We start from the raw sequence: 26,999 nt of genomic DNA, 5'->3' as shown, positions 1-26,999 counted from the left end.
CCTGACCAGGCTGATCAACCTGACCAGGCTGATCAACCTGATCCACCCGCTCCCGGTCAGATGAGCCAGGAGTGGGTGGGCTTGGCCTTCACGAGCTTGTTGTTCTTCAGGCCCGTGATCTGTTCTTGACCCAGCGCCTGGCCGAAGATCCGGATGTGGTCCAGCGGCCCGTCCCACGCGGCGCTCCAGATCCCGTGGTGGCGGGCCCGGCCCAGCTGGAGGGGGCCGGGGCCGGCCCAGATGCCGGATACCTGCGCCTGCCCGGCCTGCTTGTCGTCCACCCACAGGGCGATGGTCTTCTTCTCCGCGTCGTAGGTCCCCGTCAGCAGCGTCCACTGCCGCGTGGTGTTCACGTTGTCCACGACGACCTGCTGTGCCGTGGCCGCCTGGCCCTTGTCGCCGGTCTGCACCCGGAACACCCAGGCCTTCTTGCCGTTCACGACCTCGAAGCCCAGCTCGAAGGAGTACGAGTCTCCGTCGCCCTGGCTCACCGCCATGCGCGAGCCGGACTCGGCCACGTTGTAGGCGCGGGTGGAGACGGTGAAGCTCTTCGTGACGTCCACGGCCGCCTCGGCGCCCTGCGCGTAGGAGTCCGCGGTGCCCTTGAAGCGGACCTCGGTCCGCTTGGCCAGTTCGCCCAGTGAGGCGCCCGGTCCCAGGGCTATGCCCATCTTCCCGCTGCGGTCGCGCAGCAGGTTCGGCTCGCCCGGCACGGTGGGGGAGTCGTCCTCGGGGGTCTTGCCGTCCGGGGACGGGGAGGAGCCGCCGGACGGGCTCGGCGAGCCCGAGGAGGCGATCGCCGGCGGGTTCTTCGGGTCGTCGTCGGACCCGTTCAGCAGGAAGTACCCCGCGCCGCCCGCCACCAGGACGACCGCGAGCGCCCCGATCCCGATGGTCAGCCGCTTCCGCTTGCGCTGCTGGGCCTCGGTCGCGTCGGCCATGGCCTGCCAGTCCGGCGTGGAGGCGGAGGCGGAAGCGGGGGCGGAGGCGGCGGGGGAGGGAAACGGTTCCTCGGGCTGGGCCGGGGGCGGGCCGAAGCCCCCGCCGGCCGGCTGTCCCTGCGCGGGTCCCGGCTGGTAGGGATTCGGCGTCTGCGGCGGGAATCCGTAGCCGCCGCTCCCCGAGGCGGGGCCGGGCTGGGGGCTGTTCGGGCGATCCGTACCGTCAGTCATGGCACGGATGCTAGAACATTGCCGGGAGAGGCTGTCAGCCCGGGAGCTGGATGATCGGGAAGCTTCCCGTCGCCGTCGGGGCGTGCTCCGGCAGCCACAGCACCGCGACCGCGCCCGCGGCGGCGCCCTCGTTCTCCGCGCCGCCCCGCGCCGCGACGTTGCGGAACGTCAGCCGGGCCCCCAGTACCCGGGCCTGCCCCTCCGCGATGGTCAGGCCGAGCCCGTGGCCGACGCCCGCCCGGTCCGTGGAGCCGGTCCGGAAGCGGCTCGGGCCCTCGCGGAGCAGTGCCTCGGGGAAGCCCGGCCCGTGGTCCCGGACGCGTACGACCCGGCCCTCCACGTCGACCTGGATCGGGTCCCGCCCGTACCGCATGGCGTTGGCCAGCAGGTTCCCCAGGATCCGCTCCAGCCGGCGCGGGTCCGTGCTGACGATCTCGTCCGCGACGACCCGTACCGAGGCGGCCGGCATCAGTGAGGCCACCCGCCGGGACACGAACTCGCCCAGTGCCACCTCCTGGAGCTCGGCCCGCTCGGACGCGCCGTCCAGCCGGGCCACCTCCAGCACGTCCTCGACGAGCGCCCGCATGGCCTGCGCGCGGTCGCGCACCAGCTCGGTCGGCCGGCCCGGAGGAAGCAGTTCCGCCGCCGTGAGCAGGCCCGTCACCGGGGTCCGCAGCTCGTGCGCGATGTCCGCCGTCACCCGCCGCTCGGCCTCCAGCCGCTGCTGGAGGGCGTCGGCCATGGCGTCCACGGCCCGCGCCAGGTCGTCGGTCTCGTCCCGTACGACACCGCCCACGGCATCCCGTACGCGTACCTCGGGGTCCCCGTGCGCCACCCGCTGCGCGGCGGCCGCGGCCTCGCGGAGGCGGCGGGAGATCTGCCCGCCGATGAGCACGCCCAGCGCGGATCCGCCGATCACCACGGCCAGGGAGCCGACGACCAGGGCCCGGTCCAGGTCGCGCACCATGTTGGCGCTCTCGCGGAACGGGTGGTGCATGGACAGCACCTGCCCGTTGCCGAGCGGTACGGCCGCCCACACCTCGGGGACCCGTTTCGGGGACTCGTGGATGTAGGTGCCGCGCCGCCCGGAGCGGGCCTTCTCGCGCAGCTCGGCGGGGAGCTCGGGGTCGTTGACCTTGGCGCCCCAGATCGGCTTGCGGCCGGCGTCGGGGGTGCGGGCGATGTACTGGACCCGCTCCAGTTCCTGGTCGCGGGCGCTCTCCAGCATCGACACGCGGGCAGCGCTGTGCACCACCAGGCTCAGGGCGAGCGCGGTGAGGGCGCCGACGGCGGCGATGGCGAGCGTGATCTTCCAGCGGATCCCCGTACGGAGGGTGATGCGCCTCATGCGGTTCTACTCATGCCTTGAGCTTGTATCCGAAGCCGCGGACCGTCTCGATCCGGTCCTGTCCGATCTTGGTGCGCAGCCGCTGTACGTGCACGTCCACGACGCGGGTGTCGCCGCCCCAGTCGTAGTCCCAGACCCGTTCGAGGAGCCGGTCGCGGGACAGGACGGTGCCGGGCGCGGAGGAGAACTCCAGCAGCAGGCGCATTTCCGTGGGGGTCAGGGCGACGGGGGCGCCGGCCCTGCGGACCTCCATGCCCTCGGTGTCGACCTCCAGGTCGCCGAAGGACAGCACTCCGCGCTCGTCGGAGCCGTCCGCGTCGGAGGAGCCGTTCGCGCCGTTCTGCGAGCCGCCGGCGTGGCCGAAGCGGCGCAGCACGGCGCGGATGCGGGCGACGAGGACGGAGCCGTCGAAGGGCTTGGTGACGTAGTCGTCCGCGCCCGCCTCCAGGCCGAGGACCACGTCGATGCTGTCGGCGCGCGCCGACAGCATGATGACGGGGACGGTGGACTCGTCGCGGATGCGGCGGCACAGGCTGACGCCGTCCATGCCGGGCACCATCACGTCGAGCAGGGCGATGTCGGGCCGGTTCGCCCGGAAGGACTCCAGGCCGGACAGGCCGTCGGGCATGGCGGTGACCACGAACCCGTCGCGTTCCAGCGCCAGGGTCGTGGCCTCGCGGATGACGTCGTCGTCCTCCACGAACAGCACGTGGGTCTCGGCCATGCCCAGCCTCACTCCGGTTCCATCGTCGGTGCGGTCATTCGTTCTTCGGCGAGACGGCCGGGGCCGGCTGCATCCCGGGGTTGTAGACGTTGCTGTACTCCGAGTGCACCCGGTCCTGCTCGGCGAACCGCTCGCCGTTCCAGCGGTACGTGATCACGTCTTCGCCGGACGGTTCGGAGGGTGCCGCGTCCTGCCCGTACACGGGCTTGCTGACGACCAGGTCGCCCCGGTCGATCTCGGCGTAGACGGGCTTCTGCTCGTCCGCGAACACATTCTCGTACTTGGAGCCGTCCGAGCGGTACACGTACGAACCGCGCCCCAGGGCGTCGGCGCAGGACAGGACGTTGACGACGATGTCGACGACGGTGCTGCCGGTGATCTTCCCGTAGCTCACGTCGATCGGGTACTCCTTGCCCGTGCAGGGCTTGAGGTCCCGCTTGATCTCCGCGCTGACCTTGGGGTCGGCCTTCAGCAGGGCCACGGCGTCGATGCGCTTGACCGGGCTGCCCGTGGACGCGGCGGCGGAGTGCCCCGGGGCCGACGGCTTGGAGGGGCCGCCGGTGGGCTGGTTGCTGCGCGCCACCGGATCGCTGCGCGCGGGCCCGCCGTCGCGCAGTCCGGTGCCCCCCGCGGAGCACCCGGCCGCGAACAGCACTGTGCCGACGAGGACCGTGGTCCCCGCCGACATGAGTACCAGCGAGCTTCTTCCGCTCAGGCTTTGGCCGTTCAGGCCGCGCACCGCTCCCGCCCCTCGTAGCGCGTGGTGTGGTCACCGCGTTCCAGGGCACGCATGTCCAGGTCCCGGCTCTCCAGCTCCTGACGGAGCCTGGCCAGGGCGCGGTGCAGTGTGCTCTTCACGGTTCCCGCCGACATACCGAGCGCCGCGGCCGTCTCCTCGGTGCTCATCTGCTCCCAGTGTCGCAGCACCACGACACTGCGCTGCTTGGGCGCGAGCACCTTGAGGATGTCCATCAGCAGGGCGCGGTCGGCGCGCTGGTCCGAGCCGTCCTCGACGGAGGCGTCGGGGAGCTGCTCGGTGGGGACCTCGTCGAGCTTGCGGGCCCGCCACCACTCGGTCCGCGTGTTGATCATGACGCGGCGCAGGTAGGCGTCGGCGAGGGACTTGTCGGCGATGCCGTCCCAGCGGCCGTAGGTGCGTACGAGGGCGGTCTGGAGCAGGTCCTGGGCGTCCGTGGGGTCCGGGACCAGGCGCCGTGCGCTGCGCAGCAGGGCGTCCTGCCGGGTGCGTACGTACTCCTCGAACTCGAGTACCTCTCCGTGCGCCATTGTGACCGCCTCCACTGCGTCCCCGTCTCCGCTGTCTTACGGATCCGAAGTTACGGAGGGGTTGTCACGGCACTGTGCGGGTCAGCCTGCGGTGGGCGCACGGACAGCCGTAGGTTGTGTAACAGTGCCCGTGAGCTGCGGTTTTCCGGCCCGAAACGGAATCTTCGAGTCAACTTCGAGTGAATCCCGAGGGGCGCGGAGCCGAAGGGCGGCCCCCTCGGGAACTCAGCTCTGCGGCAGCCGGTACATCCCGTGCGCGAGGGGCTCCACCAGCCCGTCCGACACCAGCCCGTCCAGCGCCCGGGCCCGCTGCACCGGCTCGCCCCACACCGTGTCCAGAACCGCCTGCGGAACCGGGCCCACCGCCTCCCGCAGCACCGCCAGCAGCTTGCCGCGCACCTGGCGGTCCGTGCCGGCGTACGTCTGACCGCGCCGCGGCGGCCCGTCGTGCGCGGGCTTCCCCGCCAGCCGCCACGCGCACAGCCCCGCCACCGGGCAGCGGGCGCAGTCCGGGTTCTTGGCGGTGCACACCAGCGCGCCGAGCTCCATGGAGGCCGCCGCCCAGCGGGCCGCCGTCGGCTCGTCCTCGGGCAGCAGCTCCCGCGCCAGACGGCGCTCGGCGGCGGTGGTGGCGTTCGGCGGGTACTCGACCCCGGTCGCGGCGCGCGCGAAGACCCGGCGCACGTTGGTGTCCAGCACCGCGTGCCGCTGCCCGTAAGCGAAGGAGGCCACCGCGGCGGCCGTGTACTCGCCGATCCCGGGCAGCGCGAGCAGCTGCGCGTGGTCCCGGGGCACGTCGCCACCGTGCCGTTCCGTTATCGCCGCGGCCGCGCCGTGCAGCCGCAGCGCCCGCCGGGGGTAGCCGAGCCGCCCCCAGGCCCGTACGGCCTCGCCCGGCGCCTCGGCGGCCAGGTCCGCGGGCCGGGGCCACCGGGCGAGCCACTGCTCGTACACCGGCAGCACCCGGCTGACGGGGGTCTGCTGGAGCATGAACTCGCTGACCATCACCCCCCAGGGGCCGGCCTCGGGGCGGCGCCAGGGGAGGTCGCGGGCGTGCTCGTCGAACCACGCGATGACGGGGGTGTGCAGCGCGGAGGTGTGTGATGCGGAAGGCGAGGTGTGTGATGGGGATGCAGTCATGGCAGACGGCATCCTGGCACGTTTCAGGTCCGGCGCGCGGGGCCCGGACCGGTGAACCAGACGGCGACGCGGTTGCCGCTCCCCTGTACGGCGGTGGTGAGCCTGATCATCGGACCGGTCAGCGCCGCCACGGCCAGGACGGCCAGCGAGGCGCCCAGCAGCAGGCCCATGCCGACGTCGTGGGGGTAGTGCACCCCCACGAAGACGCGGGAGAAGGCCATCAGCAGCCCCATCGGCAGCGTCAGCCACGCGAGGCGGGGAACGGCCAGCGCCAGCGCGACGGCGGCGGCGCCGGCGATGGCGGAGTGGTTGCTGGGGAAGGACCAGTCGCCGTAGGGCGGGCACGGGACCAGGGAGGCGGCCGCCCCGGCCACCGCGCGGCAGGGCCGCTCCTCGTCGATGGTGGACTTCACCAGCTCCGACGCGACGTACACGAGCGCGGTGACCAGCGGTGCGAGCACGGCGAGCGCGAGGGCCCGGGGGTCCCCGCCCTGCTTCCCGCGCGCACGCCACCAGACGGATATGTAGAGCAGGCCGAACACGAGGAGGCCGTACTCGGTCCAGACCTCGACCACCTTCTGCACCCAATGGGGCGTGGTGTGGGCGAAGTCGGTGATGTCGCGGTAGAGGTCGGAGCTGTCCATGGTCACTGACCGTACTCGGCGCCCTGTCGCGGCCGCGTCAGACCCCTGGCCGGATATGGCCGTTCCCGACTGCTCCCGCAGGATGATCATCGGCAAAACCTGCCGGATGTGCGGCATGTGGGGCGCGGAACGCGGCACGAGTTCTCGTAAGGTTCGGTGCGTGGGATCTCTGCGCAATCCGGTCGGGCCGCTCCCCTCCTCCATTTACTGGCGGCGGAGGGCCGTGCTGGCGTCCGTCGCCGCGCTCGTCGCGCTGCTCGCCGTATGGTTCGTCAGTTCCGGTGGCGGCAGGACGAGTACGAACGGCAAGGGCGGCGGCGACGGCTCCGGACCCGTGCGCACCATCACCCCCGGCCCCTCCGGTTCCGGCCCGGCGATCAGTCAGGCACCGGGCGGACGCGCGGAGTCGGGCACCGGCGGCGGCGCGACGGGCCCGGCCAAGAACGGCGACGCGGGCGGCACCGGAGCCAACTCCGGCGCGGGTGCGGGCTCCTCGTCCTCCTCCGGCTCCGCCGGCTCCTCCCCGGCGCAGGTCCCGGCGGACTCCCCGCTGCCGACGTGCCCGGCGAGCGCGCTGCAGTGGGAGGTCAAGAGCGTGAAGAACGAGTACGAGACGAACGAGAAGCCCCGCCTCGAACTGCTCGTCCGCAACACCTCCGGCAGCACCTGCAAGTTCGGACTCGGCCCGAAGCAGGCGGTCGTGACCATCTTCCAGACGACGGGCGCCAAGGCCGTCTGGTCCTCCGCCGACTGCCCGACGGGCGCGGGCAACGCGTTCTACCGGCTGCCGGCGCAGGGCGAGACGAAGCAGTCGGTGGAATGGGACCGCAAGCCGAGCGCGGCGGACCAGTGCCAGAACCCCCCGCAGGGCGCTCCGGCCCCCGACACCTACGTCGTCGAGGTCAAGTCCCCGGGCCTCCCGGTGGCCCGCACGTCCTTCGTCCTGAAGCAGGATTAGCTCCCCGGCTTCGCGCCGCTGCGCCGGACTCCGTGGGTCGGGTGCGGGTGGTGTGCCGCTGCGCGGGGCTTGCCCCTCCCCGCCCTTCAACCTCCCCCAGACTCCGTCCGGGGGGACCCCCAGGCCTCAAACGCCGGCGGGGCTGAAATCAGCCCCGCCGGCGTTTGAGGCCTGGGGGCACCTCCCAGCGGTAGCTGGGGGAGGGTCTGGGGGCGGAGCCCCCAGGAAGGGGTCCGGGGCGCAGCCCCGGGGAACGGGCGAAGGGCGGGTAGGGGAACCGGCCCCGCGCAGCGGCAGGGCACCCGCCCCGGCTACACGTAGCGTTCGAGGATCGAGGACTCCGCCAGGCGGGACAGCCCCTCGCGGACGCTACGGGCACGGGCCTCGCCCACGCCGTCCACCGTCTGGAGGTCGTCCACCGACGCCGCCAGCAGCTTCTGCAGCCCGCCGAAGTGCTCCACCAGCCGCTCGATGATCGCCCCCGGCAGCCTCGGCACCTTCGCCAGCAGCCGGTACCCGCGCGGCGACACCGCCGAGTCCAGGGTTTCCGGCGAGCCTGTGTACCCGAGGGCCTTCGCCACGATCGCCAGCTCCAGCAGTTCCGGATGCGTCAGCGCGTCCAGTGCCGGCAGCGCCTCCTCCACCGTGCGGGAACGCTTCGCCGTCGGTTCCGGAACGTAGTCCCGGATCACCAGCTCCCGTTCCTGCTCGATGCCGACCGTCAGCTCGTCCAGCTGGAGCGAGAGCAGTCGCCCGTCCGTGCCCAGTTCGACCACGTACTCGGCGATTTCCGTCGCGATCCGGCGGACCATTTCCAGCCGCTGCGCGACGGCGGTCACGTCGCGGACCGTGACCAGGTCCTCGATCTCCAGCGCCGACAGCGTGCCCGCGACCTCGTCCAGGCGGAGCTTGTACCGCTCCAGCGTGGCCAGCGCCTGGTTCGCCCGCGACAGGATCGCCCCGGACTCCTCAAGGACGCGCCGTTCCCCGTCGACGTAGAGCGCGATCAGCCGCATCGACTGCGACACCGACACCACCGGGAAGCCGCACTGCTTGGAGACGCGGTCCGCCGTGCGGTGACGGGTGCCCGTCTCCTCCGTGGGGATCGACGCGTCGGGCACCAGCTGTACGCCGGCCCGAAGGATCTTGGTGATGTCCTTGTCCAGGATGAGCGCCCCGTCGAGCTTGCACAGCTCGCGCAGCCGGGTCGCGGTGAACTCCACGTCCAGCACGAAGCCGCCGGTGCACATCGCCTCGACGTTCTTGTCCATGCCCAGGACGATCAAGCCGCCCGTGTTGCCGCGGACGATCCGCTCCAGCCCGTCGCGCAGGGGCTGACCAGGCGCGACCGCGCTCAGCGAGGCACGCATCAACGCCTCGTGCTTGGAGCTCGCGCCGGACTTCCCGGGTGCTGCTGCCCCGTCCTTGGCTGCCACTGCACTCCTCCGGTCGCGGGTTGCGCCGCCGCGTACGGCCGGGCGGACCAGCACAAAGTCTACCGGCGCACGCCGTGCGCCCGCCGGGGCTTGGCCCGTACCGCCGCCACGAGGGCCCGTACGGGCCCTGCGCCCCGCCCGTCGGGGGGACCCCCGCCGCGCGGCGGGTGCGTCCGCGTCCGGCGCACACCAGCCCGCTGACCTGCCGTTTGGACCCGTCGGCGGAGTGGAGGATTCCGCCCGCGGGCCCGGCCCGTCGCGCCGGGCGGGCCTACTCCGCCGCCGCCCGCTCCCTGGCCGGCGTGCGCGAGCGCCCGCGCGGCAGGACCCGTAGCGCGTCCCCCATGTCCGCCACCTCGGTCACCTTCATGCCCGCCGGGACCTTCCCCGGATCCGCCGGGACCAGCGCGTGCGTGAAGCCGAGCCGGTGCGCCTCGGCCAGGCGCCGCTGCACACCGGTCACCCGCCGCACCTCGCCGGCCAGGCCGACCTCCCCGATCGCGACCAGGTTCTTCGGCAGCGGCACGTCACTGGCCGCCGAGGCCAACGCCAGCGCGATCGCCAGGTCGGCGGCCGGCTCCGTCAGCTTCACCCCGCCCACGGTCGCGCTGTAGATGTCCCGCTTGCCCAGCGCGGTGATCCGCCCGCGCTGCTCCAGCACCGCCAGCATCATCGAGACGCGCGAGGTCTCCAGGCCCGAGGTGGTGCGGCGCGGGGAGGGGATCTGCGAGTCGACGGTGAGCGCCTGCACCTCGGCGACCAGCGGGCGCTTGCCCTCCAGGGTCACGGTCAGGCAGGTGCCCGGCACCGCCTCGGCGCGCCGGGTCAGGAACAGCCCGCTGGGGTCGGCGAGCCCGGTGATGCCCTCGTCGTGCAGCTCGAAGCAGCCGACCTCGTCCGTGGCCCCGTAGCGGTTCTTCACGCCGCGCACCAGGCGGAGCCGCGCGTGCCGGTCGCCCTCGAAGCTGAGCACCACGTCCACCAGGTGCTCCAGCAGGCGGGGGCCGGCGATGGCACCGTCCTTGGTGACGTGGCCGACGAGCAGGGTGGCCATGCCCCGCTGCTTCGAGGCGCGGATCAGCGCGCCCGCGACCTCGCGGACCTGGGCCATGCCGCCGGGTGCGCCGTCGATCTCGGGGGAGGCGATGGTCTGTACGGAGTCCAGGACCAGCAGCGAGGGGTTCACCGCGTCGAGGTGGCCCAGTACGGCGGACAGGTCGGTCTCGGCGGCGAGGTAGAGGTGGTCGTTCAGGGCGTTGATCCGGTCGGCCCGCAGCCGCACCTGGCTCGCCGACTCCTCGCCGGTGACGTAGAGGGTGCGGTGGTCGCCGGTGGCCGCCTTCGCGGCGACGTCCAGCAGCAGCGTCGACTTGCCGACGCCCGGCTCGCCGGCCAGCAGCACCACCGCGCCGGGGACGAGGCCGCCGCCGAGCACGCGGTCCAGCTCGTCCACGCCGGTGCTGCGGGCCGTCGCGGTCTTGCCGTCCACCTGGGCGATCGGCAGCGCGGCGGCCGAGACGCGTCCGGCCGCGGTGGTCCGCACGGCGGGCGTGCCCATCTCCTCGACGGTCCCCCACGCCTGGCACTCGGGGCACCGGCCGAGCCATTTCGCGGTGGTCCAGCCGCACTCGGAGCAGCGGTAGGACGGCCGGTCCTTGGCGGATGAGCGAGATGTACGGGCAGCCATGCCGCCCACGGTAGCCGTCGCCACCGACAACGCCCGACCGGTCCGGCGGACGGGCACCTCGGCAGGGCGGGCGGCGCGGGCCGGCGGGGGTCGGTGCGGGTCGGCGGCGGGGGCCGGCGGCGGGGTCGGCGTCAGGGCCGCTGTCAGCAGAGTGGCAATCTGTTCACCCTTAAGGGCTAAAACCCCGGAAGGCTTCCGGAGCGCTACCGGCGTGCCGCCTACGGTTCGCCGAGTGAACAGCAGCGACCAGGGAGACCCCGTATCTCGCACCGGCGCACACCCCGCGCAAAGGTGCACGCCCCGAGCGGACTGGACGGGTCCGGCGAGTGACGCGGGTGGCGAAACTGGTGGTGCGGAGGGTGCGCCTGTTGCCGGTGGTGCGTCCGATGCGGTAGTGGCGCCAGGTATGACTGGTGCGAGCGGTACGCGTGCTGCGGGCGGTGCGGGCGGTGCGGGCGGTGCGGGCGGTGCGGGCGGTGCGGGCGGTACGGGCGGTACGGGCGGTGCGCGCGGTACAGGCGGTGCGGGCGGTACGGCCGGTGCGGGCGGTGCCGGTGACACCCTCCGGCTGGAGCTCCCCGAGCCGCCGCCGTTCCGGCACGAGCCCTACCTGGACGGGCTCTTCACGTACTGCCTGTCGGTCCTGTGCGATCACGACGCCGCCTCCGACGTGCTCGGCGACGTCCTCGCCGTGGCCGAGCGGCATCCCGGCCGATGTCCCGACGAGAGCGACCGCCGGGCCTGGCTGTACGCACTCGCCCGCTGGGCCTGCCTGCGCCGGCTGGCCGAGCGGAGGCGCGTACACCAGGGGGCGCATTCCGCCCGGCGCACACCGGAGCACGCCGACCCCGAGCATGCGCCCCGGGCGCACCGCCCGCTCGACGTGAGCGCCTACCGCCGCACCGAGCTCGCCCGGCTCGCCTGGCCCGAAGCCGCCGGCACCACCCCCGAGCAGCGCGAGGCCCTCGAACTGGCCGTCCGCCACCGCCTCGGCGTCACCGAACTCGCCGCCGTCCTCGGTACCGCCCCCACCAGTGCCCAGGACCTGCTGTCCGGCGCCGCCTGCGAGGTCGAACGCACCCGCGCCGCCCTCGCCGTCGTCGAGACCGCCAACTGCCCGGCCGTCTCCCGCATCACCGGCGGCGACGACGGTGGCCACGGCCCCGGCCACGGCCCCGGCCAGGTGCTGCTGTCCGCCGCCCTGCGCGCCGAGCTCGTCCGCCACGTCGACGACTGCCCGCGCTGCCGCCGCGTCGCCGAACGCGTCGGCGCCGGCGCGCCCTGGCCCGGCTCCGGCGGCATCAACGCCACCCTCCCGCTCGTCCCGGCCCCCCGCACCGCCGTCCACGCCGCCATGCTGCGCTCCGGCCGGCGCCGCGGCGGCCGACCCGGCCCGCGCTTCGACCGCACCGGCTTCCCCATGGACCCCAAGGACCGCGCCGCCCGCCGCGACCGGTTCCGGGCCCGGGCCGTGACCACCACCGTCGTGGCCACCGTCGTCGCAGCGCCCGTACTCGCGCTGTGGGCCGCGTACCGGGGCGCACCCGCCACCGGCGAACCCGTCGGGGGCGACGGCACCCGCATCTCGGCCAGCGAATCGCAGATCCCGCCGCCGTACGCCGCCGGCCGCCCCCTCACCGGGTACGAGAACACCGGGAACACCGCCCACACCACCGGCGAGCCCGGCTTCGCGCGCGGCAGCGAAGCCCCCGACGTCTCCGTCGAGGTCATCAGCGCCGGCGCCCCGGCCACCCCCGAGGCCGACGGCCCCGGCGCGCCCGGCCGTCTCACCGTCGCCGCCGCCACCCGCGGCGCCGTCACCCTGCTCACCCTCACCGCCTCCGGCGGCCGCCCCGTCGACTGGCGTCTCTGGTCGGACGCGCCCTGGCTGCGCGCGAGCCAGACGGCGGGCACCCTCGCGCCCGGAGAATCGGTCACCCTCCGGATCACCATCGACACCGCGGCCCAGCCCGTCGGCGCCTGGACGGCCCGGGTCGGCGTCGACCCCGGCGGTGCGGTGATCTCCCTCCAGGGCCGCGGCCGCCCGGCCCCCACCACCGAGCCGACCCCGCCCGCCCCGGACCCCACCCCGACGCCCCCGGCCCCGGACCCGACGCCCACCCCGACGCCCACCCCGACGCCTCCGGCCCCGGATCCCACACCGACGCCCACGCCGACGGACCCGGCGACCCCGGCGCCGACCTCAGGAGGAACGGTTTCCCCCGGCCCGGGGGCGGGCGGTCCGGCGAGCTGAGGGCCCCCGGCTACGCCGGGTCGGCGGGGTGCGGGGCCATCGGCAGCAGCGAGGCCAGCCGCGCCTCGCACAGCTTCACCAGCTCCTCGTAGGCCTCCTTGCCCATCAGCTCCGTCAGCTCCGCCCGGTACGACACGTACACCGGGTCGCCGCCACCGTGCGCGGACGTCGCCGACGTGCACCACCAGTGCAGGTCGTGGCCGCCCGGGCCCCAGCCGCGCCGGTCGTACTCGCCGATCGTCACCTGGAGGACGCGGGTGTCGTCCGGCCGGTCGATCCAGTCGTACGTCCGCCGGATGGGCAGCTGCCAGCACACGTCCGGCTTGGTCTCCAGCGGCTCCTGGCCGCTGCGCAGGGCCAGGATGTGCAGGGAACAGCCCGCGCCGGCGGGGAAGCCGGGCCGGTTCAGGAAGATGCAGGCGCCGTCCCAGCGGCGGGTCTGCTTGTCCCCGTCGTCGTCCAGCTGGGTCCAGCCCGACTCGCTGCCGACGTCGTGGAACTGCCACAGCTCGGGGGTGAGACGGGCGACGTGCTCGGCGACCCGCTTCTCGTCGTCCTCGTCGGAGAAGTGCGCGCCGAGGGTGCAGCACCCGTCGGACGCGCGGCCCGCCTGGATGCCCTGGCAGCCGCTGCCGAAGATGCACGTCCAGCGGGAGGTGAGCCAGGTCAGGTCGCAGCGGAAGACCTGCTCGTCGTCGGCGGGATCGGGGAACTCCACCCAGGCCCGGGGGAAGTCGAGGCCCTTCTCGTCCGACACCGCGGCCTTGGCGCCCTTGGCCTTGCCGCTACTGGCCTTGCCGCTGTTGGTCTTGTTGCTCTTGCTGGCCTTCTTCGAATTTGGCACAAGCCCAGCCTAAGCGCCCCTTCCTCCACCGCTCCGCGTTCGGCCCAGTAGCGTTTCCCGTATGAGACTCGGTGTCCTTGACGTGGGTTCGAACACGATCCATCTGCTGGTGGTGGACGCGCACCCCGGCGCGCGCCCGCAGCCCGCGCACTCGCACAAGGTGCAGCTGCGGCTCGCCGAGCTGCTCGACGAGCGCGGCGCGGTCAGCCCGGAGGGCGTGGAGCGCCTCGTCGCGGTGATCGCCGACGCGGTGCAGGCGGCCGAGGACAAGGGCTGCGAGGACGTGCTGCCGTTCGCGACCAGCGCGGTGCGCGAAGCCCCGAACGCCGACGAGGTCCTCGCCCGGGTCAAGGAGGAGACCGGCATCGAGCTGCCGGTGCTCAGCGGCGAGGACGAGGCCCGGCTGACCTTCCTGGCGGTCCGGCGGTGGTTCGGCTGGTCGGCCGGGAAGCTGCTGGTACTCGACATCGGCGGGGGCTCGCTGGAGATCGCGTTCGGCATCGACGAGGACCCCGACGCGGCCGTGTCCCTGCCGTTGGGCGCGGGCCGCCTCACCTCGGCCTGGCTCCCCGGTGACCCGGCGGACCCGGCGGACGTGCGGGCGCTGCGGCGGCACGTCCGGGCGCAGATCGCGCGGACGGTCGGCGAGTTCAGCCGCTTCGGGGCACCGGACCACGTGGTGGCGACGTCGAAGACCTTCAAGCAGCTGGCCCGCATCGCGGGCGCGGCCCGCGAGGCCGACGGCCTGTACGTGCAGCGTGAGCTGACGCGGAAGTCCCTGGAGGAGTGGGTGCCGCGCCTGACGGCGATGACCACGACGGAACGCGCCGGCCTCCCGGGCGTCTCGGAGGGCCGCGCGGCCCAGCTCCTGGCGGGCGCGCTGGTGGCGGAGGCGGCGATGGACCTCTTCGGGGTGGACGAGCTGGAGATCTGCCCGTGGGCCCTCCGCGAAGGCGTCATCCTCCGCCGCCTGGACCACCTGCCGTAGGCCCGGGCCGAGCGGTACGAGGCCTGCGGCCCGGGCGGGTGGGTCTGTACGCGGCCTGCGGTCCGGGCCTCGCGGTTCGGGCCCGCCATCTCCCCCTCGACCCCGTGGGGCGGGGCGGTGGCTGCCCACCCGCCTCCCCGTCTGCGGGCCGCTGGGGTGGGGGCCGTACCTCCTTGGGCGGTCTCGCAGCTGGCTTGGGGGTTTCCCGTCAGTCCCATCGTCCTTCCGGTTCGGGCCGGTCCCTCAAGGGCGCTCCCTTCGGTCGCGTCACTTCGTGATCGCCTTCGGCGACCCTTGACCGACCGTCCCGCCCCGGAAAGCCGAAAGACTGCCGGGAAGCCCCCAAAAGAACGGTCACGGGGCAGGAGGAGAGGAGCGGCTCCCTCAGTGACGAGGCGAGGGGCCGGGCCTTGGCCGGCCGGGCATCCGGGCCCTCAAGAGTCGAGATTCCGGGCCGGGGGCGCGGCTACCCGCACGAGAGGTTGATCAGAGCGGCCTGCGGAGCACCCAGGCCGCACCAGATCGCTACGCGCTCCTGTCGTCTCAGCGTCCGGCGACCGCCTTGGGCTGATACCCGCACCAGAGGGCGACCAGAGCAGCGCGGGAGCGGATGGGCGCGCCAGATCGCTACGCGCTTCTCTGGTCTCGGCGGCCGGCAGCCGTCCTGGGCTGGCCATAGGCCACAGGAGGTCAATTAGCCCCTTTTATACCTATATGGGAGACCGTGGCGAGGGTGGAAGGTCCCCTCTCGGAGTCTGCGGTTGAAAAGGACACTCTCAGACTCCGACAAGCCGTCAAAGGCCCTCCGAGAGGCAGCATTCGCCCCTCGAAGCACCCGATGACCCCTTTCCCGCCCATCTCGGCCCCAGACGGCCGTCCGACGCCGAGACGGGAGAAGCGCGTAGCGATTTGCTGCGCCCAAAGGCTCCCCGGGCTGCTCTGATCAACCTCTGGTGCGGGTATCAGCCCAGGACGGTCGCCGGACGCCGAGACGACAGGAGCGCGTAGCGATCTGGGGCGCCCGGGTGCTCCGCAGGCCGCTCTGATCAGCCTCTCGTGCGCCTAGTCGCGTCCCCGGCTCGGAATCGCGACTTCTGAGGGCCCGGATGCCCGGCCGGCCGACGCCCGGCCCCTCGCCTCATCGCTGACAGGCCCGTCCCTCTCCTCCTGCCCCGTGACCGTTCTTTTGGGGGTTTCCCGGCAGTCTTTCGGCTTTCCGGGGCGGGTCGGTCGGTCAAGAGTGGAGCGAAGCGACATCGCGTAGCGACGCGACCGAAGGGAGCGCTCTTGAGGGACCGGCCCGAACCGGAAGGACGATGGGACTGACGGGAAACCCCCAAACCGGCCCTGAGACCGCCCCGCCAGAACACCGCCCCCACCCCACCCACCCGCACCCGGGGGCGGGTGGGCAACTACCGCCTGGGCCCGGGGGGTCGAGGGGGAGATAGCCCGCCCGCGCCGGAACCGTTCGCCGTGGAGCTTGGCCCTGGCGGGCTGCGGCGGTGGTACGGGTCAGGCTTCGGTGGTGGGGGGGCAGGGGCCCGGTTTCCATTCGAAAAGTATGACGAAAGTGCCGCCGCTTGCGTTCCGCCGGGGAGGGGCCCCGTAATCTGTCACCGTGGCAGATCCGCTCCGTATCCCGAACAGCCGGACCCCGAAGGTCGCCCTGTCCACCGCCTCCGTCTACCCGGAGTCCACGGCGACCGCCTTCGAGATCGCCGCCCGTCTCGGCTACGACGGGGTGGAGGTCATGGTCTGGACGGACCCGGTGAGTCAGGACGTCGAGGCGCTGCGCCGCCTGTCGGACCACCACCAGGTGCCGATCCTGGCCGTGCACGCGCCCTGTCTGCTCATCACACAGCGGGTGTGGTCCACCGATCCGTGGACCAAGCTCCAGCGGGCGCAGGCCGCGGCCGAGCGGCTGGGGGCGTCGACCGTCGTGGTGCACCCGCCGTTCCGCTGGCAGCGGCAGTACGCGCGGGACTTCGTCTCCGGGATCTGGCGGATGGCGGACGAGACGGATGTGCGCTTCGCCGTCGAGAACATGTACCCGTGGCGCTACCGGGACCGCGAGATGCTCGCGTACGCGCCCGAGTGGGACGTGACGAAGGACGACTACCGGCACTTCACCGTCGACCTGTCCCACACCGCCACCGCCCGGACCGATGCCACCGCGATGATCGACCGGATGGGCGACCGGCTGGCGCACGTCCACCTCGCCGACGGCAACGGATCGGCGAAGGACGAGCACCTCGTCCCCGGGCGCGGTACGCAGCCCTGCGCCGAACTGCTGGAGGGGCTGGCCCGGAGTTCCTTCGACGGGCACGTGGTGATCGAGGTCAACACGCGGCGCGCCATGTCCTCCGCCGAGCGTGAGGCCGATCTCGCCGAGGCGCTGGCCTTCACGCGGGCGCACCTCGCGAAGCCGGCCGGGCGCCGGTGAGCGAGCCCGCGAAGCGGCGGCGGGGGCCCGGCCGGCCGCGCCAGGACGAGGCCGACGACGGTCCCGGCACGCAGGAACGGATCCGGCTGGCGGCCCGCGAGGTGTTCGCGGAGCGCGGGTACGACAAGACGTCCGTGCGCGGTGTCGCGAAGGTCGCCGGGGTGGACCCGGCGCTGGTGCACCACTACTTCGGCAGCAAGGACGACCTGTTCGCCGCCGCCGTCGAGGTGAGCCTGGAGCCCGCCCTGGTCGTTCCGGCCATTCTCGGGGAGGGCCCCGACGGCATCGGGGAGCGGCTGGTCCGGTACTTCCTCGGGGTGTGGGAGAACCCGGTCACCCGGGTGCCGCTGCTCGCCGTGATCCGGTCGGCGCTCACGCACGAGGCGGCCGCGAAGGTGCTGCGCCGCCTGCTGGAGCGGATCGCCGCCGATCTGGACGTTCCGGATCCGACGTTCCGGGCGGAGCTGGCCGCCTCGCACATGGTCGGGATCGCGATCCTGCGGTACGTGGTGCAGGTCGAGCCGCTCGCGTCGGCGGATCAGGAGGACATCGTCGCCCTGGTGGCTCCGACGCTGCAGCGCTACCTCACCGAGGGGTGACCCGGGGGGGCCCGAGGGGGGACCGGAGGGTGACCCGGGGGGTGACCCCGGGGTGACCCGGGGGATGACCGAGGAATGACCCCTCCGTCCCGGCATCCGGACCAGGTGTCCGGATCGCGGGCGGTGGGCGTAGCCTCGTAACCGAGCCATATCCGCAGTCGCGGCTGACCGTACAGCCGCACTCATGGGGAGTGAAACCGCATGCCCGAGCTGAGGTCCCGCACCGTCACCCACGGCCGCAACATGGCAGGCGCTCGTGCGCTGATGCGCGCGTCGGGCGTAGCGAGCGAGGACATCGGGAAGCCGATCATCGCGGTCGCCAACTCCTTCACCGAGTTCGTCCCCGGCCACACGCACCTGGCGCCGGTCGGCCGCATCGTCGCGGACGCCATCCGCGCCGCCGGTGCGATCCCCCGCGAGTTCAACACCATCGCGGTCGACGACGGCATCGCCATGGGCCACGCCGGCATGCTGTACTCGCTCCCGTCGCGCGACCTGATCGCGGACAGCGTGGAGTACATGGTCGAGGCGCACTGCGCCGACGCCCTGATCTGCATCTCCAACTGCGACAAGATCACCCCCGGCATGCTGATGGCGGCACTGCGCCTCAACATCCCGGTGGTCTTCGTCTCCGGCGGTCCGATGGAGGCCGGCCAGGCGACCCTGGTGGACGGCACCGTCCGCAAGCTGGACCTGATCGACGCCATGGTCGACGCCTCCAACGAGAACGTCTCGGACGAGGACGTCCTGCGCATCGAGGAGAACGCCTGCCCGACCTGCGGTTCGTGTTCGGGCATGTTCACCGCCAACTCGATGAACTGCCTCGCCGAGGCCATCGGTCTGGCCCTCCCCGGCAACGGCTCGGTCCTCGCCACGCACACCGCCCGCCGCGCCCTGTACGAGGACGCCGGCCGCACGGTCGTGGAGATCACCAAGCGCTACTACGAGGACGGCGACGACTCCGTCCTCCCGCGCAACATCGCCTCCCGCGAGGCCTTCGAGAACGCCATGGCCCTGGACATCGCCATGGGCGGCTCGACCAACACGATCCTGCACCTGCTGGCCGCCGCGCAGGAGGCGGGCCTGGACTACGACCTCAAGGACATCGACGCCGTCTCGCGCCGCGTGCCCTGCCTGGCCAAGGTCGCCCCGAACGTCGCCCCCGGCGGCACGTACTACATGGAGGACGTGCACCGCGCCGGCGGCATCCCCGCCATCCTCGGCGAGCTGTACCGCGGCGGGCTCCTGAACAAGGACGTCAACACCGTCCACTCCAAGGGCATGGAGGACTGGATCGCGAAGTGGGACGCCCGTTCCGGCACGGCGTCCGAGGAGGCCATGGAGCTGTGGCACGCGGCCCCCGGCTGCAAGCGCTCCGCGACCGCCTTCTCCCAGTCCGAACGCTGGGAGAGCCTCGACCTCGACGCCGAGGGCGGCTGCATCCGCTCCGTGCAGCACGCGTACTCCAAGGACGGCGGCCTCGCCGTCCTGAAGGGCAACCTCGCCGTCGACGGCTGCGTGGTGAAGACCGCCGGCGTCGACGAGTCGATCTGGACCTTCGAGGGCCCGGCCGTCGTCTGCGAGTCGCAGGACGAGGCCGTCGACAAGATCCTCCGCAAGGAGGTCCAGCCGGGCGACGTCGTCGTCATCCGCTACGAGGGCCCGCGCGGCGGCCCGGGCATGCAGGAGATGCTCTACCCGACGTCCTTCCTCAAGGGCCGGGGCCTCGGCAAGGTCTGCGCCCTGGTCACGGACGGCCGCTTCTCCGGCGGCACCTCGGGCCTGTCCATCGGCCACGCCTCCCCGGAGGCGGCCTCGGGCGGCGACATCGCGGTCGTCCGGGACGGCGACCGGATCCGCATCGACATCCCGAACCGGTCGATCGAGCTGCTGGTCCCGGACGAGGAGCTGGCGGCCCGCCACGCGGAGCTCGGCGGCGTGTACGCCCCGAAGACCCGCGAGCGCACGGTCTCGGCGGCCCTGCGCGCCTACGCGGCGATGGCCACCAGCGCCGACAAGGGCGCGGTCCGCGACGTGTCGAAGCTGGGCTGAGGACGCTGATCCGTCTTCCGGACCCCGCCGGTGTGGCTCACCACCCGGCGGGGTTCCGCGTTTCCAGGGCGAAGACCGTGCCGTCGGGGGCGGAGGCGTAGACGCGGCCGTCGGCGACGACGGGGGCGGGGAGGGTGGCGCTGAAGGTGCCCTGCGAGGCCATGCGCGGCTTGGTCTGCCCGACGAGCCGCCCGGCGGCCGCGTCGACGGCCAGCAGCCGGCCGTCCCCCGTCGTCAGGTAGACCTGTCCGTCGGCGGAGACCGGCCGGGACGCGAACGCCGCGCCCGTCTCCAGCCGCCACTGCTCCCTCTCCGCGCCGATCGCGACGAGACCGCCGCGGGTGCCGAACGCGTACGCCGTACCGTCCGCACCCACCGTGGCCTCGGCCTCGTACAGCGGGGCCGACAGCTGGACCCGGCGCACGGCGCGGGTGGCCGTGTCCACCCGGACGATCCCCGCCGCCTTGTCCCCGGAGGCGTTGTCCAGCAGGTGCACCGCTCCGCGCGCCACACCGATGGGCCGCAGGTTCCCGGCGGTCCGGACGTGCCAGCGCGCGGCACCGGTGGCCGGATCCACCTCCGTCAGCTGCGTCGAGCCGCCGCCGGGGTCCGCCGCGGTCGTGTAGAGCACGGGTGCTCCGCCCGTTCCCGCTCCGCCCCACCACACCGACCCGGTGCCGGTGATGTGCCGGCTCCACTTCTGGGCGCCGCTCGCCCCGTCGACGGCGGTGACCGTGCCGTCCGCCGCCACGGTGACCACGTACGGGCCCGCGGCCACCGCGCGCGTGCCGCCCGGCAGCTTCCGCTGCCAGCGTTCCGCGCCCGTGCCCGCGTCCAGGGCCTGGAGGAGTTCGCTGCCGGGTGCCACCACGAGGACCGATCCGGCCGAGTGCAGCGGGGGCGTGCTGGTCGTGACGCCCCGGGTGGGCGCGTTCGTACGCACGGACCAGGTCGTCGACCCGTCGGCCGGGTCGATCCGCGCGGCCGCCAGGCCCCGTCCCGAGCAGTACAGGGCGCCGGAGGCCGCCGAGCACGACATCGGTGGCGAGCCCGGTGAAGCCGACCACGGTGTGAAGCCCTTCGCCGACGTGGGCGCGACGGGGTGCTCCGGAGTGTCCGTGGGCCACAGGTAGCCGCCGACCGCCCCCGCTGCGAGCAGGACCCCGAGCCCGGCGGCCAGCAGCCCCGGCCGGAGGCGACGCCGGCGCCCGGCAGGCGGCAGGTCCGCCGCGATCCGCTCCCGCTGGTGGGTGACCTGCTCCTCCGCCACGGGTCTGCGCGGGTGGGGTATGAACGCCTGGGTGTCCTCGGCGGTCGGGTACGCGACGGCGCGCATCTCCGCGATCAGCGCCTCGGCGGTCGGCCGCTCCGCCGGATCCTTCGCCAGGCAGCGCTGCACGATCGGCACGAGCCTGGCCGGGAGCCCCGTCAGGTCGGGCTCGCCGTGGACGACCTGGTACGCGACGAGGTAGTGGCTGTCGGAGTCGAAGGGGCCGCGCCCGGTCGCCGCGTGCACCAGCACCGCGCCCAGCGCGAACACGTCGGCGGCAGTCCCCACGTCCCTCGGCCGCTGGAACTGCTCGGGCGCCATGAAGGGCGGGGTCCCGATGAGCTTGCCCGTCTCCGTGCGCAGGTCGCTGTCGGCCGGGCGCGAGATGCCGAAGTCGATGACGCGCACCCCGTCCGGGGCCATCAGCACGTTGCTCGGTTTGAGGTCCCGGTGCACCACCCCGGCCCGGTGGATGTCCCGCAGGGCCTCCGCCAGCCCGGCGGCGAGCCGGGTCAGCTCGACGGGGTCCAGGACGCGTTCGCGTACCCGCTCGGACAGTGTCGGGGCGTCGATGAAGAGGGTGGCCATCCAGGGCCGCTCGGCGTCCGGGTCGGCGTCGACGACGGGTGCGGTGAACGCGCCGCTCACCCTCCGGGCGGCCGTGACCTCCTGCCGGAACCGCGCCCGGAACTCCGGATCCGCCGCGTGCTGGGCGTGTACGACCTTGACGGCGAGCTTCAGCCCGGAACTGGAGGTGGCCAGGTGGACGACGCCCATGCCGCCGGAGCCGAGCACGGATTCGAGCCGGTACTGGCCGGCGTATTCCGGAAACCCGGCGTAGTCCGCGCGCCGCGACTGCACCGCTCACCACCCCCGCCGGAGCCTAGTCGATGGCCCGTGGGAACATCCAAGGGCTTGCTACCCTGCGCGCGTTGCGCAGTGCAGCACCCATGGGGGGAGATTTCACATGTCCGTTGAGAACGAATCCAGCCAGGTCCAGAGCCTTTCCGGCGACGCGGGCCCCACCTTCCCGACCGCCCCCGGCTACCAGGTGAACGTCCGCAGCGGGCCGGGCACCAACTACTCGATCATCGACTCCGTCCCGATCGGCGGGTACGTGACGATCCGCTGCCAGTGCTCCGGCACGACCGTCTCCGGCCCGTACGGCACCACGGACCTGTGGGACTGCATCGGTAACGGCCGCTTCGTTTCCGACGCCTACGTGAAGACGGGCAGTGACGGCTACGTCGCCCCGCAGTGCGGCTGACCCGACCGGGGCAAGGTCACCGTTCTGCCAGGTGAGACACCCCCGGCGGGTCCCGCCCGCCGGGGGATAATCGGCACTGTGAGCGACGACCAGCAGCGAGACCAGAGCACCCCCGCGGCGTCGGCCGCGCAGGCCCCCGGCCCGCAGCCCGAGCCGATCCGGTTCTTCGGCACCTCCTGGGTGGACCACGACAACGGCTACGCCCTGCGCCGCGCCGGCGTGGCCGTCGGCTCGCTCGCCGCCGCCGTCATCGGCGCGTACCTCCTGCGCTTCGCCTACGAGGGCCTGGAGATCGGCGACGTCGGCCCCTTCCTCAGCATCTCCGTCGTCGTGCTCTTCGCGATCGCCAGTGCCATCGCGTTCGCCAAGACCTGGGAGTCCTTCGGCCGCCGACCGCGCCCGTCCTCCGACGAGGCCGCCCTCAAGGGCCTGAAGACGATCGGTTTCATCGGCTCCCTCGTCGCGTACTTCCTGCGCAGCCTGTCCGAGGCACCCGGCGAGAAGCTCCGCCGCGCCGAGTACGAGCGTGCCGTGGCCGAATTCAACCGCCGCCGCGGCGCCCGTACGGGCAACCCGGCCGCGCGCCGCTCCAAGCGCAAGAAGTAGCCCCCGGAACCGCGGGTGCTCCGGTACCGGCGGTACCCACGGCGATCGAACGCCCGGCTCATTGACGCCCGGCACAGCCGGGAGCATTATTCATCACATGATGAATAACCAGCCGGAGGAGCCCCCTCCCGCCGTCCACGCCCACGGCCTCACCGTCCGCCGCGGCACCGGCCGCCACCCCCGCACCGTCCTCGACGGCATCGGCTTCGACGTCCCCCGCGGCCGCATCACCGGCCTCCTCGGCCCCTCCGGCTGCGGCAAGTCCACCCTCATGCGCGCGGTCGTCGGCACCCAGGCCCACGTCACCGGCACCCTCGACGTCCTCGGCCGCCCCGCCGGCCACCCCGGGCTCCGCTCCCGCATCGGCTACGTCACCCAGGCGCCCTCCGTCTACGACGACCTCACCGTCCGGCAGAACCTCGACTACTTCGCCGCCGTCCTCGACCCCGGCCGCACCGCCGCCGGACGCCGCCGCGCCGCCGTCGACCGGGCCATCACCGACGTCGACCTCACCACCCGCGCCACCGCCCTCGCCGGCAACCTCTCCGGCGGCCAGCGCAGCCGCGTCTCCCTCGCCGTCGCCCTCCTCGGCACGCCCGAGCTCCTCGTCCTCGACGAACCCACCGTCGGCCTCGACCCCGTCCTGCGCCGCGACCTGTGGAACCTCTTCCACGAGATCACCGCCGCCCGGGGCGTCACGATCCTCGTCTCCTCCCACGTCATGGACGAGGCCGAGCGCTGCCACGACCTGCTCCTCATGCGCGACGGCCGCATCCTCGCCCAGGACACCCCCGAAGCCCTCCGCACCCGCACCGGCTCCACCACCGTCGAGGAAGGCTTCCTCCGCCTCGTCGACGAAGCCAACGCACAGGCCGGCGCACAGGCCGAGGCCCAGGCCGACGCACTCGCAAGGGAGAACCACCGATGAACGGCGCCCGCACCCTCGCCACCGCCGCCCGCGTCCTGCGCCAGCTCCGCCACGACCCGCGCTCCATCGCGCTGATGCTGCTGGTCCCCGTACTGATGCTCACCCTGCTGCGCTACGTCTTCGACGGCAGCCCCCGCACCTTCGACAGCATCGGCGCGTCCCTCCTCGGGATCTTCCCCCTCATCACGATGTTCCTCGTGACCTCGATCGCCACCCTCCGCGAACGCACCTCCGGCACCCTCGAACGCCTCCTCGCCATGCCCCTCGGCAAGGCCGACCTCATCGCCGGCTACGCCCTCGCCTTCGGCGCCGTCGCCGTGGTCCAGTCCCTCCTCGCCACCGGCCTCGCCCTCTGGCTCCTCGGCCTCGACGTCATCGGCTCCCCCTGGCTGCTCCTGCTCGTCGCCCTCCTCGACGCCCTCCTCGGCACCGCCCTCGGCCTGTTCGTCTCCGCCTTCGCCGCCTCCGAGTTCCAGGCCGTCCAGTTCATGCCGGCCGTGATCTTCCCGCAGCTGCTCCTGTGCGGCCTGTTCGCGCCCCGCGACACCATGCAGCCCGTGCTCGACGGCATCTCCGACGTCCTGCCCATGTCCTACGCCGTCGACGGCATGACCCAGGTCCTCACCCACACCGACATGACGGCCGACTTCGTACGCGACGCCGTCGTCGTCGCGGCCTGCGCGCTGCTCGTCCTCGCCCTCGGCGCCGCCACCCTCCGCCGCCGCACGCCCTGACCACGGAGCGGACATCCCCTCGCCACGGCGCGCACGGGTGCAAGGATGAGGGCGTACGTCCTGATGGTTCGTTCGGCGAGGTGAATCGGGCATGACCCAGACAGTCGCAGTCCTCGGTACCGGCAAGATCGGCGAGGCCCTGCTCAGCGGCATGATCCGCGGCGGCTGGCCGGCCGCCAAACTGCTCGTCACCGCCCGCCGCCCCGAGCGCGCCGAGGAGCTCCGCACCCGCTACGGCGTCGAGGCCGTGAGCAACGCCGAAGCAGCCAAGCGCGCCGACACCCTCATCCTCACCGTCAAGCCGCAGGACATGGGCAAGCTCCTCGAAGAGCTCGCCCCGCACGTCCCCGCCGACCGCCTGGTCATCAGCGGCGCCGCCGGCATCCCCACCGCCTTCTTCGAGGAGCGGCTCGCCCCCGGCACCCCCGTCGTCCGCGTCATGACGAACACCCCCGCCCTCGTCGACGAGGCCATGTCCGTCATCTCCGCCGGCAGCCACGCCACCGCCGCCCACCTCCAGCACGCCGAGGAGATCTTCGGCGGCGTCGGCAAGACGCTCCGCGTCCCCGAGTCCCAGCAGGACGCGGCCACCGCCCTCTCCGGCTCCGGCCCCGCCTACTTCTACTTCCTCGTCGAGGCCATGACCGACGCCGGCATCCTCCTCGGCCTGCCCCGCGCCCAGGCCCACGACCTCATCGTCCAGGCCGCCATCGGCGCCGCCGTCATGCTCCGCGACAGCGGCGAGCACCCCGTCAAGCTCCGCGAGGCCGTCACCTCCCCGGCCGGTACGACGATCAACGCCATCGTCGAGCTGGAGAAGCACGGGGTACGCGCGGCCCTGATCGCCGCCCTCGAAGCGGCCCGCGACCGCAGCCGCGAACTCGCCACCGGCAACAGCTGACGCGGCGAGGAGGGGCGACCCCGTACCCGGGCCGCCCCTCCCCCTCCTTCACGGAGCCAGCAGCCCGATGGCCTCGTACGCCCGGTCCACCACCGGCCGCGCGATGTCCCGCGCCCGCCCGGCCCCCTCGCGCAGGACCCGCTCCACCTCGCCCGGATCGGCCGCCAGCCCGGCGTGCCGCTCCCGCAGCGGACGCAGCAGCTCCACCACGGCCTCGGCGACGTCCCGCTTCAGCGGCCCGTACTGCTCGTAGCCCTCGGCCAGCTTCTCCGGGTCCCCGCCCGTACAGGCGGCCAGGATGTCCAGCAGGTTCGCCACCCCGGGCCGCGCGGCCCGGTCGTAGACCACCCCGCCGTCCCCGCTGTCGGTCACGGCCCGCATCACCTTCTTGGTGATCACCGCCGGCTCGTCGAGGAGGTAGACGATCCCGGCACCGCTCTCACTGGACTTCCCCATCTTCGACGTCGGGTCCTGGAGGTCCATGACCCGCGCGCCCACGGCTGGCAGCGTCACCTTGGGCACGGTGAACGTCCGCCCGTACCGCTGGTTGAACCGCACCGCCAGGTCCCGGGTCAGCTCCACGTGCTGCCGCTGGTCCTCGCCGACCGGCACCTCCTCCGCCGCGTAAGCCAGGATGTCGGCGGCCATCAGCACGGGATACGTCAGCAGCGACAGCCGTACGCCGTTGCCGGCGGCCTCCGCCTTCGCCGCCTTCTCCCGGTACTGGATCATCCGCCGCAGCTCCCCGTCGGCAGCGGTGCATTCCAGGAGGTAGGACAGCCGGGTGTGCTCGCCGACGTGGCTCTGCACGAAGAGGGTGCACCGCTGCGGATCCAGGCCGGCGGCGAGGAACAGCGTCGCGGCCTGCCGGGTGAGGCGCCGCACCCGCGCGGGATCGTGCTCCGTGGTGAGCGCGTGCAGGTCCACTACGCAGAACAGCGCGTCGGAGGGCGCGTGCTCGGCCGCGACCCACTGCCGCAGGGCCCCCAGGTAGTTGCCCAGCGTCAGGTGCCCGGACGGGGTGATCCCGCTGAAGATCCTCGTCATGTCTGCTGCTCTCCCTCTGAGTGCGTGAGTGGTGGTGTGGTGCCGTGGTCACCGCGTCGGGCGACCGAGCCACTCCCTGAGGGAGAAACAGAAACGGCCGCCGTAGCGGCGGCCGTGAACGCGTGCGTGCTCGCGTGGGGGGTCGGCCGCCGTCAGGCGGCCCACCAGCGAAGGCTGAGCTTGAGCACGTGCGTGGTCATGGGGATCAGCGTAGACCCCGGGACGTGAGGAGCAGGTGAGGATTTCCGGCCAGTCGCTGCCGGTCAGCCTGGGGTTGACACACCTGTGCCCGGTCCGTAAGGTTCTTCGAGTTGTCCGACGTGAGCGCCGACCCCGGTCGGTCCCCGGACAGCCATCCCGCACTACGACATTCGAACGAACGACGCACTTCGTCGTCTCGTTTTCATGCGTATTTGCGAATGAGGAATCCGCGTTCCAGGACGCAGCCGCCGATTGGCTTCGGGGGCAGGGAATCCGCTACTGTCTCACTCGCCGGAAGGGCCCAACAGCCCGAAAGGCAAACCCCGCTGACTGGGGGTCAGGCCCGAAAGGATCTGATAGAGTCGGAACCGCCGGAAAGGGAAAGCGCGAAAGCGCAGGACCTGGAAAGCAAGCGAGAAAGACTCTGATAGAGTCTGAATCGCAAGAACGAAGAACGAAAGCCCGGAGG

At 73.0% G+C, this 26,999-nt stretch carries 24 protein-coding genes; 11 read left to right on the top strand and 13 right to left on the bottom strand.

What is annotated here, in order from left to right; translation table 11 throughout:
* Nucleotides 1-56 precede the first annotated feature (56 nt).
* The 7 genes from ACZ518_RS15230 to ACZ518_RS15200 form a co-directional block, all read right to left on the bottom strand.
* A complete protein-coding gene (locus tag ACZ518_RS15230) occupies nt 57-1,172 on the bottom strand; it encodes a LamG domain-containing protein (protein WP_469113512.1) in 1,116 nt (371 codons plus the stop codon).
* A 34-nt stretch (nt 1,173-1,206) separates the two neighbouring features.
* Entirely contained in the window at nt 1,207-2,520 is a 1,314-nt protein-coding gene (gene cseC / locus ACZ518_RS15225; protein WP_469113511.1) for a two-component system sensor histidine kinase CseC, read from the bottom strand.
* A 10-nt stretch (nt 2,521-2,530) separates the two neighbouring features.
* Nucleotides 2,531-3,244, bottom strand: a complete 714-nt coding sequence (gene cseB / locus ACZ518_RS15220) for a two-component system response regulator CseB (RefSeq protein WP_469113510.1) — start codon at nt 3,242-3,244, stop codon at nt 2,531-2,533.
* A 34-nt stretch (nt 3,245-3,278) separates the two neighbouring features.
* Nucleotides 3,279-3,932, bottom strand: a complete 654-nt coding sequence (locus ACZ518_RS15215; protein ID WP_469113509.1) for a hypothetical protein — start codon at nt 3,930-3,932, stop codon at nt 3,279-3,281.
* Nucleotides 3,933-3,970: 38 nt separating this feature from the next.
* On the bottom strand, nt 3,971-4,531 hold the full coding sequence (locus ACZ518_RS15210; RefSeq protein WP_007264805.1) for a SigE family RNA polymerase sigma factor: 561 nt from the start codon (nt 4,529-4,531) through the stop codon (nt 3,971-3,973).
* 225 nt (nt 4,532-4,756) lie between these two features.
* Nucleotides 4,757-5,671 (bottom strand): HhH-GPD family protein, encoded by a 915-nt coding sequence (locus ACZ518_RS15205; RefSeq protein ID WP_469113508.1) that lies wholly within the window; start codon nt 5,669-5,671, stop codon nt 4,757-4,759.
* A 23-nt stretch (nt 5,672-5,694) separates the two neighbouring features.
* Nucleotides 5,695-6,315: a phosphatase PAP2 family protein gene (locus ACZ518_RS15200; protein WP_469113507.1), complete on the bottom strand. Its 621-nt coding sequence runs from the start codon at nt 6,313-6,315 to the stop codon at nt 5,695-5,697.
* Between the two features lie 160 nt (nt 6,316-6,475).
* Between ACZ518_RS15200 and ACZ518_RS15195 the strand changes: the two genes are divergently transcribed.
* Complete coding sequence (locus ACZ518_RS15195) at nt 6,476-7,273, top strand: hypothetical protein (RefSeq protein WP_469113506.1); 798 nt, start codon at nt 6,476-6,478, stop codon at nt 7,271-7,273.
* A 311-nt stretch (nt 7,274-7,584) separates the two neighbouring features.
* On the opposite strand, the gene disA is transcribed toward ACZ518_RS15195, so the two are convergent.
* Both disA and radA read right to left on the bottom strand, forming a co-directional pair.
* On the bottom strand, nt 7,585-8,709 hold the full coding sequence (disA, locus tag ACZ518_RS15190; RefSeq protein ID WP_469113505.1) for a DNA integrity scanning diadenylate cyclase DisA: 1,125 nt from the start codon (nt 8,707-8,709) through the stop codon (nt 7,585-7,587).
* A 271-nt stretch (nt 8,710-8,980) separates the two neighbouring features.
* Nucleotides 8,981-10,396, bottom strand: coding sequence for a DNA repair protein RadA (gene radA / locus ACZ518_RS15185; protein ID WP_469113504.1), 1,416 nt, complete (start codon nt 10,394-10,396; stop codon nt 8,981-8,983).
* A 406-nt stretch (nt 10,397-10,802) separates the two neighbouring features.
* Between radA and ACZ518_RS15180 the strand changes: the two genes are divergently transcribed.
* A complete protein-coding gene (locus ACZ518_RS15180; protein WP_469113503.1) occupies nt 10,803-12,650 on the top strand; it encodes an RNA polymerase sigma factor in 1,848 nt (615 codons plus the stop codon).
* 10 nt (nt 12,651-12,660) lie between these two features.
* On the opposite strand, the gene ACZ518_RS15175 is transcribed toward ACZ518_RS15180, so the two are convergent.
* Nucleotides 12,661-13,494: a DUF3109 family protein gene (locus tag ACZ518_RS15175; protein ID WP_469113502.1), complete on the bottom strand. Its 834-nt coding sequence runs from the start codon at nt 13,492-13,494 to the stop codon at nt 12,661-12,663.
* A 61-nt stretch (nt 13,495-13,555) separates the two neighbouring features.
* Here ACZ518_RS15175 and ACZ518_RS15170 point away from each other — a divergent pair, with 61 nt between their 5' ends.
* The 4 genes from ACZ518_RS15170 to ilvD all read left to right on the top strand — a co-directional run bounded on the left by ACZ518_RS15170 (nt 13,556) and on the right by ilvD (nt 19,576).
* The gene (locus ACZ518_RS15170) at nt 13,556-14,482 is read left to right on the top strand and encodes a Ppx/GppA family phosphatase (RefSeq protein WP_469113501.1); all 927 of its coding nucleotides are present in this window, start codon (nt 13,556-13,558) and stop codon (nt 14,480-14,482) included.
* A gap of 1,618 nt (nt 14,483-16,100) precedes the next feature.
* Complete coding sequence (locus tag ACZ518_RS15165) at nt 16,101-16,925, top strand: sugar phosphate isomerase/epimerase family protein (RefSeq protein ID WP_405980140.1); 825 nt, start codon at nt 16,101-16,103, stop codon at nt 16,923-16,925.
* Nucleotides 16,922-17,524 (top strand): TetR/AcrR family transcriptional regulator, encoded by a 603-nt coding sequence (locus tag ACZ518_RS15160; RefSeq protein ID WP_469113500.1) that lies wholly within the window; start codon nt 16,922-16,924, stop codon nt 17,522-17,524. Before ACZ518_RS15165 ends, ACZ518_RS15160 begins: the two co-directional genes overlap by 4 nt.
* Before the next feature lie 201 nt (nt 17,525-17,725).
* On the top strand, nt 17,726-19,576 hold the full coding sequence (ilvD, locus tag ACZ518_RS15155) for a dihydroxy-acid dehydratase (RefSeq protein ID WP_469113499.1): 1,851 nt from the start codon (nt 17,726-17,728) through the stop codon (nt 19,574-19,576).
* 37 nt (nt 19,577-19,613) lie between these two features.
* Here the strand turns inward: ilvD and ACZ518_RS15150 are convergent, their stop codons facing one another.
* Complete coding sequence (locus ACZ518_RS15150) at nt 19,614-21,707, bottom strand: serine/threonine-protein kinase (RefSeq protein ID WP_469113498.1); 2,094 nt, start codon at nt 21,705-21,707, stop codon at nt 19,614-19,616.
* 106 nt (nt 21,708-21,813) lie between these two features.
* Between ACZ518_RS15150 and ACZ518_RS15145 the strand changes: the two genes are divergently transcribed.
* The 5 genes from ACZ518_RS15145 (at nt 21,814) to proC (ending at nt 25,282) form a co-directional block, all read left to right on the top strand.
* Nucleotides 21,814-22,113, top strand: coding sequence for a peptidase (locus ACZ518_RS15145; RefSeq protein ID WP_469113497.1), 300 nt, complete (start codon nt 21,814-21,816; stop codon nt 22,111-22,113).
* Between the two features lie 78 nt (nt 22,114-22,191).
* The gene (locus ACZ518_RS15140) at nt 22,192-22,719 is read left to right on the top strand and encodes a hypothetical protein (protein WP_469113496.1); all 528 of its coding nucleotides are present in this window, start codon (nt 22,192-22,194) and stop codon (nt 22,717-22,719) included.
* A 97-nt stretch (nt 22,720-22,816) separates the two neighbouring features.
* Nucleotides 22,817-23,647, top strand: coding sequence for an ABC transporter ATP-binding protein (locus tag ACZ518_RS15135; protein WP_469113495.1), 831 nt, complete (start codon nt 22,817-22,819; stop codon nt 23,645-23,647).
* Nucleotides 23,644-24,381, top strand: coding sequence for an ABC transporter permease (locus ACZ518_RS15130; RefSeq protein ID WP_469113494.1), 738 nt, complete (start codon nt 23,644-23,646; stop codon nt 24,379-24,381). Before ACZ518_RS15135 ends, ACZ518_RS15130 begins: the two co-directional genes overlap by 4 nt.
* Nucleotides 24,382-24,472: 91 nt before the next feature.
* Complete coding sequence (proC, locus tag ACZ518_RS15125; RefSeq protein ID WP_125818675.1) at nt 24,473-25,282, top strand: pyrroline-5-carboxylate reductase; 810 nt, start codon at nt 24,473-24,475, stop codon at nt 25,280-25,282.
* 48 nt (nt 25,283-25,330) lie between these two features.
* Here the strand turns inward: proC and trpS are convergent, their stop codons facing one another.
* Entirely contained in the window at nt 25,331-26,329 is a 999-nt protein-coding gene (gene trpS, locus ACZ518_RS15120; RefSeq protein WP_469113493.1) for a tryptophan--tRNA ligase, read from the bottom strand.
* A 485-nt stretch (nt 26,330-26,814) separates the two neighbouring features.
* On the bottom strand, nt 26,815-26,999 hold a 185-nt coding region (locus ACZ518_RS15115; RefSeq protein ID WP_469113492.1), incomplete at its 5' end, for a hypothetical protein.

The organism is Streptomyces sp. NPDC033966, from assembly GCF_055575955.1.
The sequence above is the reverse complement of the archived record's forward strand: the minus strand, read 5'-3'. Positions and strand labels throughout refer to the sequence as shown.